11 protein-coding genes are annotated in these 15,087 nt (G+C 71.1%); 9 read left to right on the top strand and 2 right to left on the bottom strand.

The window, feature by feature from the left end:
• The first annotated feature begins 1 nt into the window (after position 1).
• The gene (locus IE251_RS14950) at positions 2–1,465 is read left to right on the top strand and encodes a catalase (protein ID WP_189753433.1); all 1,464 of its coding nucleotides are present in this window, start codon (positions 2–4) and stop codon (positions 1,463–1,465) included.
• A gap of 419 nt (positions 1,466–1,884) precedes the next feature.
• Positions 1,885–2,118: a hypothetical protein gene (locus IE251_RS14945; RefSeq protein WP_189753432.1), complete on the top strand. Its 234-nt coding sequence runs from the start codon at positions 1,885–1,887 to the stop codon at positions 2,116–2,118.
• Positions 2,119–2,934: 816 nt separating this feature from the next.
• Here the strand turns inward: IE251_RS14945 and gcl are convergent.
• Both gcl and IE251_RS14935 read right to left on the bottom strand, forming a co-directional pair.
• On the bottom strand, positions 2,935–4,722 hold the full coding sequence (gcl, locus tag IE251_RS14940) for a glyoxylate carboligase (protein ID WP_189753431.1): 1,788 nt from the start codon (positions 4,720–4,722) through the stop codon (positions 2,935–2,937).
• 250 nt (positions 4,723–4,972) lie between these two features.
• Complete coding sequence (locus IE251_RS14935; RefSeq protein WP_189753430.1) at positions 4,973–6,154, bottom strand: PucR family transcriptional regulator; 1,182 nt, start codon at positions 6,152–6,154, stop codon at positions 4,973–4,975.
• Between the two features lie 333 nt (positions 6,155–6,487).
• Here IE251_RS14935 and IE251_RS14930 point away from each other — a divergent pair, with 333 nt between their 5' ends.
• The 7 genes from IE251_RS14930 (at position 6,488) to IE251_RS14900 (ending at position 15,026) form a co-directional block, all read left to right on the top strand.
• Positions 6,488–7,474: a Glu/Leu/Phe/Val dehydrogenase family protein gene (locus IE251_RS14930; protein WP_229896771.1), complete on the top strand. Its 987-nt coding sequence runs from the start codon at positions 6,488–6,490 to the stop codon at positions 7,472–7,474.
• Positions 7,471–8,661 (top strand): MFS transporter, encoded by a 1,191-nt coding sequence (locus tag IE251_RS14925; RefSeq protein ID WP_189753429.1) that lies wholly within the window; start codon positions 7,471–7,473, stop codon positions 8,659–8,661. The genes IE251_RS14930 and IE251_RS14925 overlap by 4 nt, the downstream gene beginning before the upstream one ends.
• A gap of 464 nt (positions 8,662–9,125) precedes the next feature.
• Entirely contained in the window at positions 9,126–10,202 is a 1,077-nt protein-coding gene (gene hppD / locus IE251_RS14920) for a 4-hydroxyphenylpyruvate dioxygenase (protein ID WP_189753428.1), read from the top strand.
• Positions 10,199–11,338 carry an alpha-hydroxy acid oxidase gene (locus IE251_RS14915; protein WP_189753427.1) on the top strand — a complete coding sequence of 380 codons (1,140 nt, stop codon included), beginning with the start codon at positions 10,199–10,201 and terminating at the stop codon, positions 11,336–11,338. Before hppD ends, IE251_RS14915 begins: the two co-directional genes overlap by 4 nt.
• Entirely contained in the window at positions 11,332–11,877 is a 546-nt protein-coding gene (locus IE251_RS14910; protein ID WP_189753426.1) for a hypothetical protein, read from the top strand. The genes IE251_RS14915 and IE251_RS14910 overlap by 7 nt, the downstream gene beginning before the upstream one ends.
• The gene (locus IE251_RS14905) at positions 11,864–14,005 is read left to right on the top strand and encodes a malate synthase G (RefSeq protein WP_189753425.1); all 2,142 of its coding nucleotides are present in this window, start codon (positions 11,864–11,866) and stop codon (positions 14,003–14,005) included. The genes IE251_RS14910 and IE251_RS14905 overlap by 14 nt, the downstream gene beginning before the upstream one ends.
• A 58-nt stretch (positions 14,006–14,063) precedes the next feature.
• Complete coding sequence (locus IE251_RS14900; RefSeq protein ID WP_189753424.1) at positions 14,064–15,026, top strand: quinone oxidoreductase family protein; 963 nt, start codon at positions 14,064–14,066, stop codon at positions 15,024–15,026.
• The last annotated feature ends 61 nt before the right edge of the window (positions 15,027–15,087 follow it).

Genomic DNA, 15,087 nt, shown 5'->3' with positions numbered 1-15,087 from the left:
GATGTCGAAGCGCGTGCTCACGACAGAGTCCGGCGCACCGGTCGCCGACAACCAGAATTCCGCCTCCGCCGGCGTCGGCGGCCCGCTCCTGATCCAGGACCAGCACCTCCTGGAGAAGCTCGCGCGCTTCAACCGCGAGCGGATCCCGGAGCGTGTCGTGCATGCCCGCGGCTCCGGCGCGTACGGCCACTTCGAGGTGACCGACGACGTCACCGGCTACACCCACGCCGACTTCCTCGGCGAGATCGGCAAGCGCACCGAGGTCTTCGTGCGCTTCTCCACCGTCGCCGACAACCTCGGCGGCGCCGACGCGGTCCGCGACCCGCGCGGCTTCGCGGTGAAGTTCTACACCGAAGAGGGCAACTACGACCTCGTCGGCAACAACACCCCGGTGTTCTTCATCAAGGACCCGCTGAAGTTCCCCGACTTCATCCACTCGCAGAAGCGGGACCCGTTCACCGGCAAGCAGGAGCCCGACAACGTCTGGGACTTCTGGGCGCACGCCCCCGAGGCCACGCACCAGGTGACCTGGCTCATGGGCGACCGCGGCATCCCGGCGTCGTACCGCCACATGAACGGGTACGGCTCGCACACCTACCAGTGGACGAACGCCAAGGGCGAGGGCTTCTTCGTCAAGTACCACTTCAAGACCAACCAGGGCATCCGCTGCCTGTCCACCGAGCAGGCGCAGGAGCTGGCGGGCAAGGACCCCAACTCGCACCAGACCGACCTGCTCCAGGCGATCGAGCGCGGTGTGCACCCGTCCTGGACGCTGTACGTCCAGATCATGCCGGCGGCCGAGGCGGCGGACTACCGCTTCAACCCGTTCGACCTGACCAAGGTCTGGCCGCACAAGGACTACCCGCTCCAGCGTGTGGGCCGCCTGGTCCTCGACCGCAACCCGGACAACGTGTTCGCCGAGGTCGAGCAGGCCGCGTTCTCCCCGAACAACTTCGTGCCCGGCATCGGTCCGTCCCCGGACAAGATGCTCCAGGGCCGGCTGTTCGCCTACGCCGACGCCCACCGCTACCGCCTCGGTGTCAACCACACCCTGCTCGCGGTGAACGCCCCCAAGGCGGTCCCGGGCGGTGCCCAGAACTACGGCCGCGACGGCTTCATGGCGGTCAACGGCCAGGGCCGGCACGCCAAGAACTACGAGCCGAACTCCTACGACGGCCCGGTGGAGACCGGCCGCCCGCTGTCCGCCCCGCTGGCGGTGACCGGACACACCGGCAACCACGCCGCCCCGGCGCACACCAAGGACGACGACTTCTTCCAGGCGGGCGAGCTGTACCGGCTGATGTCCGAGGAGGAGAAGTCCCGTCTGGTCGCGAACATCGCCGGCGGCCTCTCGCAGGTCTCCCGCGACGACGTGATCGAGAAGAACCTGGCCCACTTCCACGCCGCCGACCCCGAGTACGGCAAGCGCGTGGAGGAGGCGGTCCGCGCCCTGCGCGAGGACTGAGTCCCAAGACTGCGTCCGGGACGTGACGGGGAGGTCGTGCCCCGGACGCGAAGACCCCGCCGCCCCGGGTGATCCGGATGAGGGGTGATCACCCGGTGCGGCGGGCAGGGCGAGGACCGCGGTGGCGTGCGAGCCAGTGCGGTGGTGAAGGAGACCCGGGCCCCCTTCTCGACCAGAGGGAAGGGACGTCCGCCTCCGTCGTGGCCACCGCGGTCCCAGCCCCACCTCCGGCATCACCGCGGAGGTACCCGAGCTCCGTCCGGCGGCGCGAACGATCTGTCGCGCCCAGCCTCGCGCCGTCGGACGGCCACCATACGGTGCGCGAAAGCGCCCCCTCCGGTTGGGAGGGGGCGCTTTCGCGCTGTCCGCGACCGGGTCCCCGGCGTGCGCGTGCCCGGCATCCGCAGCACGCTGAAGGCATGGGCAACCCGACACAGCACCCGCACATCGTGGTCCACTCCCCCGCCCTGGACGGCTCCCGGCGAGTCACCGAGGGGGACGTGACGCTGGGGATCGCCTCGCACCTGGACGACGTCGTGGAGATCCTCCGGCTGGCCGACCTCGATCGGATCGAGGTGGAGGAGAGCGACCTGATCGAATGGCAGGGCGGCGGCCCGGACGACTGGCCCGGACTGGGCGAGTACGACTTCTGACGGCCCCGCCTGCGGCAGGGGTCGTAGCCCGGCTACGCAACCCTCAAATCAAGCTCTGAACAGGGCGGATGAGGCTTCGGCGGCCGCTTCGGGCGGGCAGGCTACGACAGACGGGGCCCGCCGGCACGGGGGTGGCGGGCCCCGTACGGGGGGTGTCTCACGGACCGTACGGCGCCGGTTCCCGCCGCGCCGGACCGGTGCGCGGTCGCGCTGCCACGGGGGGAGCGCGACCGCTGCGCCGTGCCAGTCGCCGTGCTCGCACCGCACCCGGCGGGGCGGTCGGGGCGGGCCGGTCCGGCACGCCGCGCAAGACCGCGACCGGCCATGGGGCGCGCCGATACGGCACCCGTCGGAGCAGGCGGTCCTCGCCGGCCCGTACCCGCCGGCCCCTGCGCACCGCCCGCGCGGGCCGTGGTGTACCGGTCCCTCGCCGGCCGCGGGCCCGGCCGACGGCCGAGGGCTGGCGCGCCCGCTCGCCGCCCCGGCGCGCCCGGGCGGCCCGGCCCGCGCTGACGGCGCCGTGCGAGCGGGGCCGTTGTCCCAGGTCCCGACGGCGCGGTGAGCGGGCGCCGGCCGTCCTGGTGCCGGACTTCGCCCGCCCGGCCCGTTCACCGGCCGCCTCCCGTCCGTCGCCGCGGGTACTCGGCGGGTACGGCACGCCGTGGGACGGCTGGGACGGTGGCGGCGGGGCCGGGCACGACCACGGCGGTGGGTCCGGGGGCCGCGGATCCGGCCGAGGGCATGCCGAAGGGGCGGCCCGTCCCCCCGGGCGGGCCGCCCCTGGCTTGTCTCAGGCTGTCGGGCCTGTCAGAGCTGTCAGACCTTCAGCGTCTTGATCGAGGTCGGCGCGTGGCCGGGCTCGGTGGCCAGGTCCTCGAACTCGGAGATGTCGCTGATGTCCATGGTGCGGCTCATCGAGATGTTGGTGATCCGCTCCAGGATCGCCTCCACGACGACCGGCACCTGGTACTCGGCGGCGAGCTTCTTGGCCTGCTCGAAGGCGGCGCCCAGCTGGTCCGGCTCGGTGACCCGGATGGCCTTGCAGCCGAGCCCCTCGGCGACCTTGACGTGGTCCACGCCGTAGACGCCGAGCTCCGGGGTGTTGATGTTCTCGAACTCCAGGTTGACCTGGAAGTTGATGTCCAGGCCGATCTGCGCCTGACGGATCAGGCCCAGGTAGGCGTTGTTCACCAGGACGTGCACGTAGGGGATCTTGTGCTGGGCGGCGACCGCCAGCTCCTCGATCAGGAACTGGAAGTCGTAGTCGCCGGAGAGCGCGACGACCGGGGAGTCCGGGTCGGCCTTGGCGACGCCGATCGCGGCCGGGATGGTCCAGCCGAGCGGGCCGGCCTGGCCGCAGTTGATCCAGTGGCGCGGCTTGTAGACGTGCAGCATCTGCGCGCCGGCGATCTGGGACAGGCCGATGGTGGTGACGTACCGGGTCTCCGGTCCGAAGGCCTTGTTCATCTCCTCGTACACGCGCTGCGGCTTCATCGGCACGTTGTCGAAGTGCGTACGGCGCAGCAGGGTGGCCTTGCGCTCCTGGGTGGAGGCCACCCAGGCGCCGCGGTCGGGCAGCCGGCCGGCCGCCTTCAGCTCCTTGGCCACCTCGACGAACAGTTCCAGGGCGGCCTTGGCGTCGGAGACGACGCCGTAGTCCGGCGGGAAGATCTTGCCGATCTGGGTGGGCTCGATGTCGACGTGGACGAACTTGCGGCCCTGGCGGTAGACGTCGAGCTTGTAGCCGGTGTGGCGGTTGGCCCAGCGGTTGCCGATGCCGAGGACGAAGTCGGACTCCAGGAAGTTGGCGTTGCCGTAGCGGTGCGAGGTCTGCACACCGACCATGCCGGCGTTCAGCTCGTGGTCGTCGGGCAGCGCGCCCCAGCCCATCAGGGTGGGGATGACCGGGGTCTGGGTCAGCTCGGCGAACTCCACCAGGAGGTCGGCGGCGTCGGCGCCGATGATGCCGCCGCCGGCCACGATGACCGGGCGCTCCGACTCCAGAAGAAAGGTGATGGCCTTCTCGATCTGGGCGCGGGTGGCGGTGGGCTTGTAGACCGGCAGCGGCTCGTAGGTCTCCGGGTCGAACTCGATCTCGGTGAGCTGGACGTCGATCGGCAGGTCGATCAGGACCGGGCCGGGACGGCCGGAGCGCATCAGGTGGAAGGCCTGCTGGAAGACGCCGGGGACCTGCGCGGCCTCCAGGACGGTCACCGCCATCTTGGTGACCGGCTTGGCGATCGAGGCGATGTCGACGGCCTGGAAGTCCTCCTTGTGGATGACGCTGGTCGGCGCCTGGCCCGTGATGCACAGGATCGGGATGGAGTCGCCGATGGCGGAGTACAGGCCGGTGATCATGTCGGTGCCGGCCGGTCCGGAGGTGCCGATGCACACGCCGATGTTGCCCGGCTTGGTACGGGTGTAGCCCTCGGCCATGTGCGAGGCGCCCTCGACATGGCGGGCGAGGGTGTGGTGGATGCCGCCGCCCTCCTTGAGGGCCTTGTAGAACGGGTTGATCGCCGCGCCCGGCACACCGAAGGCGTCGGTGACGCCCTCGCGCTTGAGGATCTCAACTGCCGCGCGGGCAGCGGTCATACGAGCCATCGAGTACTCCTGCTTCGGCCTCTCGGATGCGTACTCCCGTCGCGCCCCGCGGTGAGCACAGTCTCCCGATTGTCAATCTCCGCAATCTTTTCCGTATTGCGGAATATAACTTCTACTATCTGGAAGCAATGTAAGCGGGTGGGCGAAGGTCGTCAAGAGCGGTCCAGCCCCCGGAAAGCACGGAAGGGCCGCCCGTGCGACACGGGCGGCCCCGAGGAAGGGTGCGTCGAGCAGCGGCCGGACGGGCGTCTCAGAGCGTCGGCAGGCCCAGCGCGATGATGGTGGACGACAGCCCTTGCCAGGTGCGTACGTCCCAGCCGGTGAGTTGCTGCCAGCGCTGGAGGCGGTACTTCACGGTGTTCGGATGCACGTGCAGGACGCGGGCGGTCGCGGAGAGCGAGAAACCGTTCTCGGCGAACCTGAGCACCGTCTCCGCCAGGTCGGGGTGTTGCCGCGCGACCTGGCGGCACGGCTCCAGCAGCACCGCGAAGCGTTGCGCGGTGGGCGCCAGGGTGGCGAGCAGCCAGTGGTCGGCGAAGTACTTCACCTGGCCCGGATCCGCCAGGGGCAGCGCCGCCCGCGCGTCCGCCATGCTCATCGCGGCGCCGGGGAGCCCGGTCCGCGGCAGGCCGATGCCGAAGCTCGCCCCGGGGTTCTGCCGCCGGGCCGCTTCGACCACGGCCCGCGGCGGGATGTCCTGGACCAGGGTGATCATGAGGTTGCCGCGCGTCGCGCAGCGCAGCGTGCCCGGCCACCGGTGGTGCCGCAGCTCCATCATGCGCTCGTCGGGCCAGTCCTCGGCCGGTGAGCACAGCGCCTGGAACTCGCCGGCCGGGTCGAAGGTGAGGGCGGCGGCCAGCTGCTCCAGGTCGACGCCCGCGGGCGCGGCGGTGACAAGGCCGTCGAGGAACTGGTGGGTCAGCCGCAGCAGCGTGGCATCGGCGGCGCGGACGGCGGCACCGTACGCCTCGGCGGCCGCGCTGCTCGAATGCTGCACCCACGTCCAGACCATCCCGACGATCGAGACGAGCTGCGCGCCGGCCCGGGGGTCGTGCGACCGGGCGCGGGCGAGCAGCACGTTCCACATCTCGCGATAGCCGACGTGGTAGGCCTCGACCAGCGCGTGCAGCGGCAGGCCGGTGGCGGCGCGTTCGGCTCCGAGCGCGTGCGCGGCGTCGATCTCCTCCCGGGTGGGCGAGCGGCGGGCGGCCACCCCGGTCAGCAGTCCCTGGTAGTGACGGGTGACGTCACGTTCCTGCTGCTCGCGGTCCACGATCCGATAGCTCGGTATCTCGAGCCGTATGCGGTCGACGATCTTCGGGATCACCGTGGGCAGTTCCGCGGCGAGTGATTCACAGAGTTCGACGACGGGCTGCCACGCCTCGGCGGTGTCGGCCTGCGCCCCGGCCCCCTCGGTCACGGGCTCCACCATGGCCCCTTCCGATGTGGATTCCGTAGTGATCCTTCTCGCGAACGTATGGCAGCCGCGCTGCGACCATGCATCGACGATAGGCGATCTAGAACGCGCTTGCCGCTTCTTTGTGGACTTCGCAAAGACAACGGCTGGAAGTTCTCAGATTCGGTTCTGGTCCCGCGGAGCGGTCCTCGGCAGGCTGGACAGCGGGCGCCGCGGGACCTGGTCCCCAGCGACGGTACGAAAGCATCTGGGTGCACTGGAGGACGCGTGGAGACTCCGATGGAGTTCGGTCATGAATCGGTCGTGATACGACGCGGGCGGCGAAGCGGGCTGCCGATCGTCGTCGCAGTGCACTCCACCGCTCTCGGCCGTGCGGTCGGCGGCTGCCGGATGTGGGCGTACGACAGCTGGGAGGACGGTCTGCGCGACGCGCTGCGCCTGTCGGAGGGCATGACGCGCAAGTGCGCCGCCGCCGGACTGCCCAACGGCGGCGGCAAGACGGTCGTGGTCCTTCCTCCCGGGCGGCGCGTCACCGCGGACGAACGGCGCGCGGCGCTGCACGACGTCGGCGACATCGTGGCGGAGCTCGGCGGCTCCTACGTGACCGGCCCCGACGCGGGCACCGGACCGGCCGACATGGCGGTCATCGGCGAACGGACCGAGTACGTGTTCTGCCGGCCGGAGTCCGCCGGCGGGAGCGGTGACCCCTCGCCGTTCACGGCCCTCGGCGTCGTCGCCGCGCTGCGCTCGACCTGTCTGGCGCTGTTCGGCTCACCGGCCCTGGCGGGCAGGAGATTCGCGGTGATCGGCCTGGGACACGTCGGGGAGCAGATCGCCCGGCAGCTGGCGGAAGCGGGAGCCGACCTGGTCCTGAGCGATGTCGACCCGGCGAAGCGCTCGCTCGGCGCGGAACTGGGCGCGGTGTTCACCGAACCCGACGCGGCGGCCACCGCCGAGGTGGACGTACTCGTCCCCGCCGCGCTCGGCGGCCTGCTGACCCGGGATCTGGTGGCGCGGCTGCGCTGCCGCGCGGTGGCGGGCGCGGCCAACAACCAGCTGGCCGACCCCGGCGTGGCGGAGTTGCTGCGGGAGCGCGACATCCTCTGGGCCCCCGACTACATCGCCAACGCCGGCGGTGTCGTCAACGCGGTCGCGCGCGAAGTCCTCGGCGACGGACCGGAGAAGGCGGTCCAGCGCATCGAGTCCATCACCGACACCCTGACCGGCCTGTTCGAGACGGCCGCGCGCAGGGGGATCACGACGGCGCGGGCCGCCGACGACCTCGCCCGCCGGCGGCTGGCCGCGCCGGTCCCCACCGCACCGGGGCCGGCGTGAACCCCCGGGTCTACGTGCTGGCGCTGGCCACCTTCACCGTCGGCACCGAGGGCTATGTCATCGCCGGTGTGCTGCCGGCGGTCGCGCACTCCATGCACGTGTCCGTCTCGGTGTGCGGACAGCTGGTCACGGTCTTCGCGCTGGTCTACGCCCTGGCCGGGCCGCCGCTGATCGGCGCGTTCCGGAGGGTGCCGCCGAAGCCGGTGCTGATCGGGGCCATGCTGGCCTTCGCGCTCAGCAACGCCCTCGCGGCGGGCGCGCCCGACTATGCCGTGCTCGCCCTGGCGCGGGTGCTGGCCGCGGCGAGCGCGGCCCTGCTCGTCGCGCCGGCGGCCGCGGCGGCAGCCGCGCTCAGCCGTCCGCAGGACATGCCGAAAGCGATCGCGGTCACCGCCACCGGCAACGCGCTGGCGCTCACTCTGGGCGCGCCGATCGGCACCTTGATCGGCGGACTGCTCGGCTGGCGGGGCACGTTCCTGTTCGTCACGGCGCTGGCGCTGACGACCGCGCTGATGCTGGCGGTCCTGCTGCCGACGGTGCCGGTGGCTCCGGCCGGCAGCGGCCGGGCCGAACTGCTGCGCAGCCCGGCCGTCCGGTGGAGCCTGCTGACCACCTTCGGGGTCTTCCTCGCCGCGTACTGCACCTACACGTATCTCGCGCCGATCGTCGAGCGGGCGACCGGGATGGGGAGCCAGGGTGTCGCGGCGCTGATGATCGTCTTCGGTGCGGGAGCCTTCCTGGCCGGGCGCGCGATCGGCAGGATCCTCGTCAAGGTGCCGGTGGCGCGGGTGCTGCGGGTGGCTCTCACGCTGATGGCGCTGCTCCTCGCGACCGTCGCCGTCGGCGCGGCCACGCATCCCCGCGCCGTGGCGGAGATCGTCGCGTTCCCGGTGCTGTTCTGCCTGGGTGCCTTCTGGTGCTGCGGTGGAGTCGCCCAGCAGACCCGGATCGCCGCCCTGGCTCCCTCGCAGCGGTCCCAGGCGCTGGGGCTGCACTTCTCCGTGCAGTTCCTGGGTGTCGCCGTCGGCGGCGCCGTCGGCGGCCTCGCCCTGTCGACGGGGGGACCGGTGGCCGTTCCGGTCCTGTCCGCGCTGGTCGCCTGCGTATCACTGCTCTCCGTGCGGCGGACCGTCCCCGAGACGGCCGACTCGGCGGATCGCGTGGTGCCCGCGCCGCTCCCGCGATGACGCCTTTCTGACCGAACCCCTTGTCCGTTCTGCGGACAAGGGGTTCTGTTATTCGCGCAGGGTATGACGTCGCCGCCCTTCACACCCCGTCAATATGTGACTGTTCAGGACAAAAGAGACTCGATCCTCTTTCACGCATTTCGCGCCGTCAAGACGGGCCGTGGAAAAGTTCGTGGAATCCACAGGAAGCCGAGCGTCAGATTCGCAAGAATTGCAATCGGCGATTCAGTATTGCCTGCTCAGCGCACATCGGGTGTGCACTGAAACATAGATTTAATCTTCATCTTTTGCCGTGTCACAGAATGCGACCGTTGCCGAGCCGCCCGAGGGGACTGTAAGTTCGAGTCGAGCGAGCCGCACTTGCCAATGGAGTGTGTCAGCCGCAGGTCAGAGCGTTCTGGGGGATCTCTCGGCCTAATCCCCACGTCTGATTTCGGTCACTTCAAAGCGTTTGGAGAGCTGCCATGCATGTGTTGCGTGATGCTCGGCTGGATCACGTCGAGTTCTATGTCGAAGACGCTGACGCGACCGCCCAGGATCTCGTGTCCAAATACGCCTTCCAGATAGCGGGAACGTCGAGCGAGAGCATCCGGTCCCACCGCTCGATCGCGTTGAGGCAAGGGGACAGCGTCCTCCTGCTCACCCAGGGGCTGACCGAGAGTTCCCCGGTGTCCGCATGGGTCCGCGCCCATGGTGACGGCGTGGCCAGCATCTGGCTGCGCACGCCGTCGGTCCGTGCGGCCTTCGAGGAGGCCGTCGCCAACGGTGCCCAAGCCGTGCTCGAGCCGGTCGAGCGCGCCGGTGTGCTGGTCGCCGGCTTCGGCGCGTTCGGCGACGTCCGGCACGGTCTGGTCGAGCGCCCGGACGACGCCGAGCCCGGGCAGCTGCCGCCGGGCATCGTGCCGGCACCGGAGTCCGCGCCGCAGGCGCCCGTGGAGTTCGGCGTCCTCGACCACTTCGCCTACCTCGTCGGCGCCGGCGACCTGAGCAACGCGGTGAAGTTCTACGAATCCGTCCTGGGTTTCTCGGTGATCTTCGAGGACCGGACCATGGTCGGCGGTCAGGGCATGGACTCCAAGGTCGTGCGCAACGCCGCGGGCGACATCACGTTCACCATCGTGGAGTCCGCCGCGAAGCCCGGACAGGCCATGGACTTCATCGCGGAGTTCGTGCAGAAGAACGCCGGGCCCGGGATCGAGCACATCGCGTTCGGCTGCGCGGACATCGTGACGGCCGTCCAGAACCTGCGCGGGCGCGGGGTGCGATTCCTCGACACTCCGGGCGCCTACTACGACATGCTGCCCGACCGCCTCGGCGGTGTGAAGCGCCACGAGGTCGAGCAGCTGCGCGAACTGGGCATCCTCGCCGACCGGGACCACGGCGGCGAGCTGTTCCAGATCTTCACCTACTCGACGCATCCGCGGAAGACCTTCTTCTTCGAGGTGATCGAGCGGTTCGGTGCCGAGACCTTCGGCAAGGGCAACGTCAAGGCGTTGTTCGAGGCCAGGAAGGCGGAACGGGACCAGCGGGAGGAGCGGTGACGGACGTGGTGGAGGCCGGGCAACCGAGCCCGCCGCACTCCGTGGCCGATTTCGCCGACGCGGCCCGCGCCGTGACACCGCCCGGCGCCTGGGACTTCGTCTCCGGCGGCAGCGGTGCCGAACTGAGCGTGGCGGCGAACCGGCGCGCCTTCGACAACCTGTACGTGGCCCCGCGGATGCTGCGGGACGTGTCGCACGTGTCGACCGCGTCCCGCCTGGTCGGCACCGAGGCGAGCCTGCCGGTGGCCATCGCGCCGATGGCCTACCACGGGCTGGTCCACCCGCACAGCGAGTCGGCCACCGCACGCGCGGCGAAGACGGCGGGCGTGCCCTTCACCGTGGCGATGCTCAGCGGGACACCGGTGGAACGCATCGCCGAGTCGGGTGCCGACCTGTGGTTCCAGCTGTACTGGCTGCGGGACCGGGGCGCCACCGCCGAACTGGTCGGCCGGGCCGAGGCCGCGGGCTGCCAGGCGCTCATGCTCACCGTCGACGTGCCCCGGCTGGGCCGTCGCCTCAAAGACCACCGCAACGGCTTCGCGCTGCCGCCCGACGTCTACGCCGCCCACTTGCGCGGCGAGGCCGCGACCGGAGCGCAACGGGCCTCGGGCGCGGGCTCGGCCGTCGCCACACACACCACCGAGATGTTCGACCCCTCACTGGCGTGGGGCGACATCGAGTGGCTGCGGGCGCGCACCCGGCTGCCGCTCGTCGTGAAGGGCATCCTGACGCGCGAGGACGCCGTCAGGGCGGTGCGCTCCGGCGTGGACGCGCTGGTGGTCTCCAACCACGGCGGGCGTCAGCTCGACGGAGCCGTGCCCGCGCTCACGGTGCTGCCGGAGATCCGGGACGCCGTCGGCGACACGGTGGAACTGCTCGTCGACGGCGGTATCCGCTCGGGCACGGACGTACTCAAGGCCCTGGCGCGCGGCGCCGACGGCGTCCTGCTGGGGCGGCCGGTCCTCTACGGGCTCGCCGTCGGCGGCGAGTCGGGCGTCGAGGCGGTGCTGTCGCTGCTGCGCGAGGAACTGGAGACGGATCTCGCCCTGTCCGGCTGCCGTACCGTCGGCGAGGCCGCCCACCTGAAAACCTACGAATCGAACGCTTCCAGCAGTACGGGGACTGCATCATGGTGAAGCAGGACGTCATCAAGACGCTCGGTCCGTCGGGGACGGACGCGCACGCGGAGGCCCTCCGCATCGGGGGCGAGAACATCGAACTCTTCCCCTCCTTCCGTGCCGCCATCGACAACTGTGAGACACACGGCGGCAAGGCGCTGGTCGCCGCCGGCTATCTGGACATGCGCGACGGAGCGGTGGTCGACTCCTGGGTCGACCTTCATTTCAGCAAGCTGCGGTCGATGACGATGGTCGGGGTCTGGGAGTCACCGACCAAGCCCATGTGCGTCGCGGTCCACTCGGACTTCTCCGGCGGACTGGCGGACATCCGCACGGCGGCGGCACACCCGGCCACCCTGCAGTTCGTGCGCGAGCACATGCCGGCCGGCGTGGAGGTCTCGACGGTGCGGGCGAAGCCGGAGGCCGCGCGGCTGGTGAGCGAGCAGGTCGTCGATGCCTGCATCGGATCGGTGGACGTCGTCGAGTCCATCGAGAACCTGAAGATCTTGAAGAAATTGGAGGCGTCGATGGTGTGGTGCCTGTATGAGCATCGCTGACGTCGCCGCGGACGCACGGGTCCGGATCGGGTCCCTGCGGGTCGCGCGCGCGTTCCGGGATTTCGTGGAGCTGGAGGCCCTCCCCGGCACCGGCGTGGCCGCCGGGGAGTTCTGGGCGGGGTTCGAGCGGCTGATCGCCGACCTCGCGCCGCGCGATCGCGCGTTGCTGGCCCGCCGCCGCGAACTGCAGGACAGCCTGGACGCCTGGCACACCGAGCACCGCGGCGAGGACTTCGACGCGGACGCGTACCGCCGGTATCTGACCGAGATCGGCTACCTGGCCGCGACGCCCGAGCCGTTCACCGTGGACACCGCCGGAACGGACGCGGAGATCACTCGGATCGCCGGCCCGCAGCTGCTGGTGCCGGTGGTGGACGAGGACTTCGCGATCGAGGGGGTCAATGCCCGGTGGGGGTCGCTGTACCGCGCCCTGTACGACACCGACGTGATCCCCCCGGGAGACGCCGCCGAACGCCGCAAGGCCGTCATCGACTTCGCGCGCGGCCTCCTCGACGTGATGGCGCCGCTCGACAAGGGCTCGCACGCGGATGCGACGGGTTATCAGGTCGTGGACGGCGTACTGCGCGTGGAGTTGTCCGACGGCACGTCCGGCACACTGGCCCCCACGGCGCGGCTGGCCGGATTCCGCGGTGATCCCGCGCGGCCGTCGGCCGTGCTGATCGAACATCACCACCTGCACGTGGAGATCGAGTTCGACCCGGACGGCGAGTTCGGCCGGCTCGACGCGGCCGGCATCCAGGACGTGGTCCCCGAATCCGGGATCACCACGATCATGGACTTCGAGGACTGTGTCGCCGCCGTGGACGTCACGGACAAGATCGAGGTCCACCGCGCCTGGTTGCGTCTGATGCGCGGCAGCTACACGGCGCCGGACGGCGGCGGCATGAACCCCGACCGCCGGTACACCGCCCCGGACGGCGGCCACCTGTCGCTCCCCGGGCGGGCCCTGCTGTTCGCCCGGATCGTGGGGCCGCTGATGACCACGGACGCGATCCTCGACCCCGAGGGCGCCGAGGTGCCCGAGGTCATCGTGGACGCCGTGATCACCACCCTCGCGGCGCTGCACGACCTGCGGGGCGACACCTCCCGGGTGAACTCCCGGGCCGGCGCGGTGTATCTGGCGGTGCCGAAACTGCACGGGCCGGACGAGTTCGCCTTCGTCGACGAGCTGTTCGGCCGCGTGGAGTGCCTGCTCGGGCTCCCGGAGCACACGGTGAAACTGGGGCTGCTGGACGAGGAGCGGCGCACCACCGTCAACCTGGCGGCGTGCCTGAAGGCGGTCCGGCATCGGGTCGTCTCCACCAACAACGGCCTGCTCGACCGGACCGGCGACGAGATCCGCACCTCGATGGCGGCCGGGCCCGTGGTGCGCAAGGCCGCCATGAGGACCCAGACCTGGCAGCAGGCGTACGAGCGGTGGCACGTCGACACCTGCCTCGCCGCCGGCCTTCAGGACCGCGGTCTGATCGGGCTGGGCATGTGGCCCACGCCCGGCCGGATGCGCGACCTGTTCGAGTCCAAGAGCGGCCAGCTCTCCCTGGGCGCGGGGATGACCTGGGTGCCGACCGCCGTCGCCGCGACGCTGCACGCCGTGCACTACCACCAGGTGGACATCGCGGGCGTGCAGCGCGAGATCGCGGCGGCCGGACCGCGCCACTCTTTGGAGGAGCTCCTGCGTCCGCCGGTCGCCGGAACCGTCACTGATCTGCGGACGGAGCTGGACGCCCACTGCTACACCGTCCTCGGCTACGCGGTGCGCTGGATCGAGCGCGCCGTCGCCAGTTCCCCGATGCCCGCCCTCGACGGTGTCGTCGTCCTCGAGGACCGCGCCACCCTGCGGATGTCGACCCAGATGCTGGCGAACTGGCTGCTCCACGACGTGATCACCGCACAGGACGTGGACGACGGCCTGCGCCGGACGGCGGCGGTCCTGGACGACCGCCTCCGCGACGAGCCGGGCTACCGGCCGCTGCTGTCCGCGGGGGAATCCTCCCTCGCGTGGCAGGCGGCCCGCGAACTGATCACGCGGGGTGCGACGGCGCCGAACGGCTACACCGAACCGGTGCTGTACCGGTTCCGCCGCGCGCACAAGGCCCGGACGGCGTGATGCGGTCGAACCGGGAACGAGAACGGTCGAACCGACGGGAACGAGAAAGGGAGACCTCGTGCACGCGATAGTGGTGACCGAGCCCGGCGGCCCGGACGCGCTGCGGTACCGCCGGATGCCGGACCCGGTCGCCGGGCCGGGTGAGGTGCTGGTGCGGACCAGGGCGATCGGTGTGAACTACCGCGACGTCTACGTGCGCAGGGGGGAGTATCCCGCCGAACTGCCCATTCCGGGCCTCGAAGGAGCGGGCGAGGTCGTGGCGGTGGGCGAGGGGGCCGAGGTCGCCGTCGGGGACCGGGTGGCCTGGGCGTACGGCAGGTCCAGCTACGCCGAGCTCGTGGCCGTCCCCGCCGACCAGTGCGTGCCGGTGCCCGACGGGATCGACTGGCAGGTCGCCGGTGGCGCGCTGTTGCAGGGCATGACCGCGCACTACCTCCTGGAGTCGGTGTACCGGCCGGCGCCGGAGGAGCCGGTCCTGATCCACGCGGGGGCCGGCGGTATGGGCCAGCTCCTGGTGCAATGGGCCGCGGCGCGCGGCGCCAAGGTGATCACCACCGTGTCCACCGACGAGAAGGAGAAGCTCGCCCGGGAGGCCGGGGCCTGGCACGTGCTGCGTTACGGCGACGATCTCGCCGGTCAGGTCCGGGAACTGACGGACGGGGAGGGTGTCCACGCCGTCTACGACGGTGTCGGCGCGGCCACCTTCGAGGCGAGCCTCGCCTCGCTCCGGCCGCGCGGCACCCTCGCGCTGTTCGGATCCGCGAGCGGCCGGGTGCCCCCGTTCGATCTGCAACGTCTGGCCGAACTGGGTTCGCTGCTGGTGACCCGGCCGGTGCTGCCGCACTTCGTCCGGACCCGCGCCGAGGTGCTGTGGCGCGCGAACGAGGTCTTCGGCGCGCTGTCCGGCAACGTACTGCGCGTACGGTTCGGCGGTACCTACGCCCTGTCCGAGGCGGAGCAGGCCCACCGGGCGATCGAGTCCCGCGCCACGACCGGTTCCCTCGTGCTGCTGCCGGACTGACGCCCCGCACGGGCCCGCCGTGTTCGTACCGCACGGCCCCGCGCACACGCTCACCGCCCCC

Source organism: Streptomyces eurythermus, assembly GCF_014649115.1.
Classification (GTDB): domain Bacteria; phylum Actinomycetota; class Actinomycetes; order Streptomycetales; family Streptomycetaceae; genus Streptomyces; species Streptomyces eurythermus.
The sequence above is the reverse complement of the archived record's forward strand: the minus strand, read 5'-3'. Positions and strand labels throughout refer to the sequence as shown.

Excerpts from the sequence above, each read along its gene's own strand:
- IE251_RS14950 (WP_189753433.1), top strand. The coding sequence starts at position 2 with ATGTCGAAGCGCGTGCTCACGACAGAGTCCGGCGCACCGGTCGCCGAC.
- IE251_RS14945 (WP_189753432.1), top strand. The coding sequence starts at position 1,885 with ATGGGCAACCCGACACAGCACCCGCACATCGTGGTCCACTCCCCCGCC.
- gcl (WP_189753431.1), bottom strand. The coding sequence starts at position 4,722 with ATGGCTCGTATGACCGCTGCCCGCGCGGCAGTTGAGATCCTCAAGCGC.
- IE251_RS14935 (WP_189753430.1), bottom strand. The coding sequence starts at position 6,154 with ATGGTGGAGCCCGTGACCGAGGGGGCCGGGGCGCAGGCCGACACCGCC.
- hppD (WP_189753428.1), top strand. The coding sequence starts at position 9,126 with ATGCATGTGTTGCGTGATGCTCGGCTGGATCACGTCGAGTTCTATGTC.
- IE251_RS14910 (WP_189753426.1), top strand. The coding sequence starts at position 11,332 with ATGGTGAAGCAGGACGTCATCAAGACGCTCGGTCCGTCGGGGACGGAC.
- IE251_RS14905 (WP_189753425.1), top strand. The coding sequence starts at position 11,864 with ATGAGCATCGCTGACGTCGCCGCGGACGCACGGGTCCGGATCGGGTCC.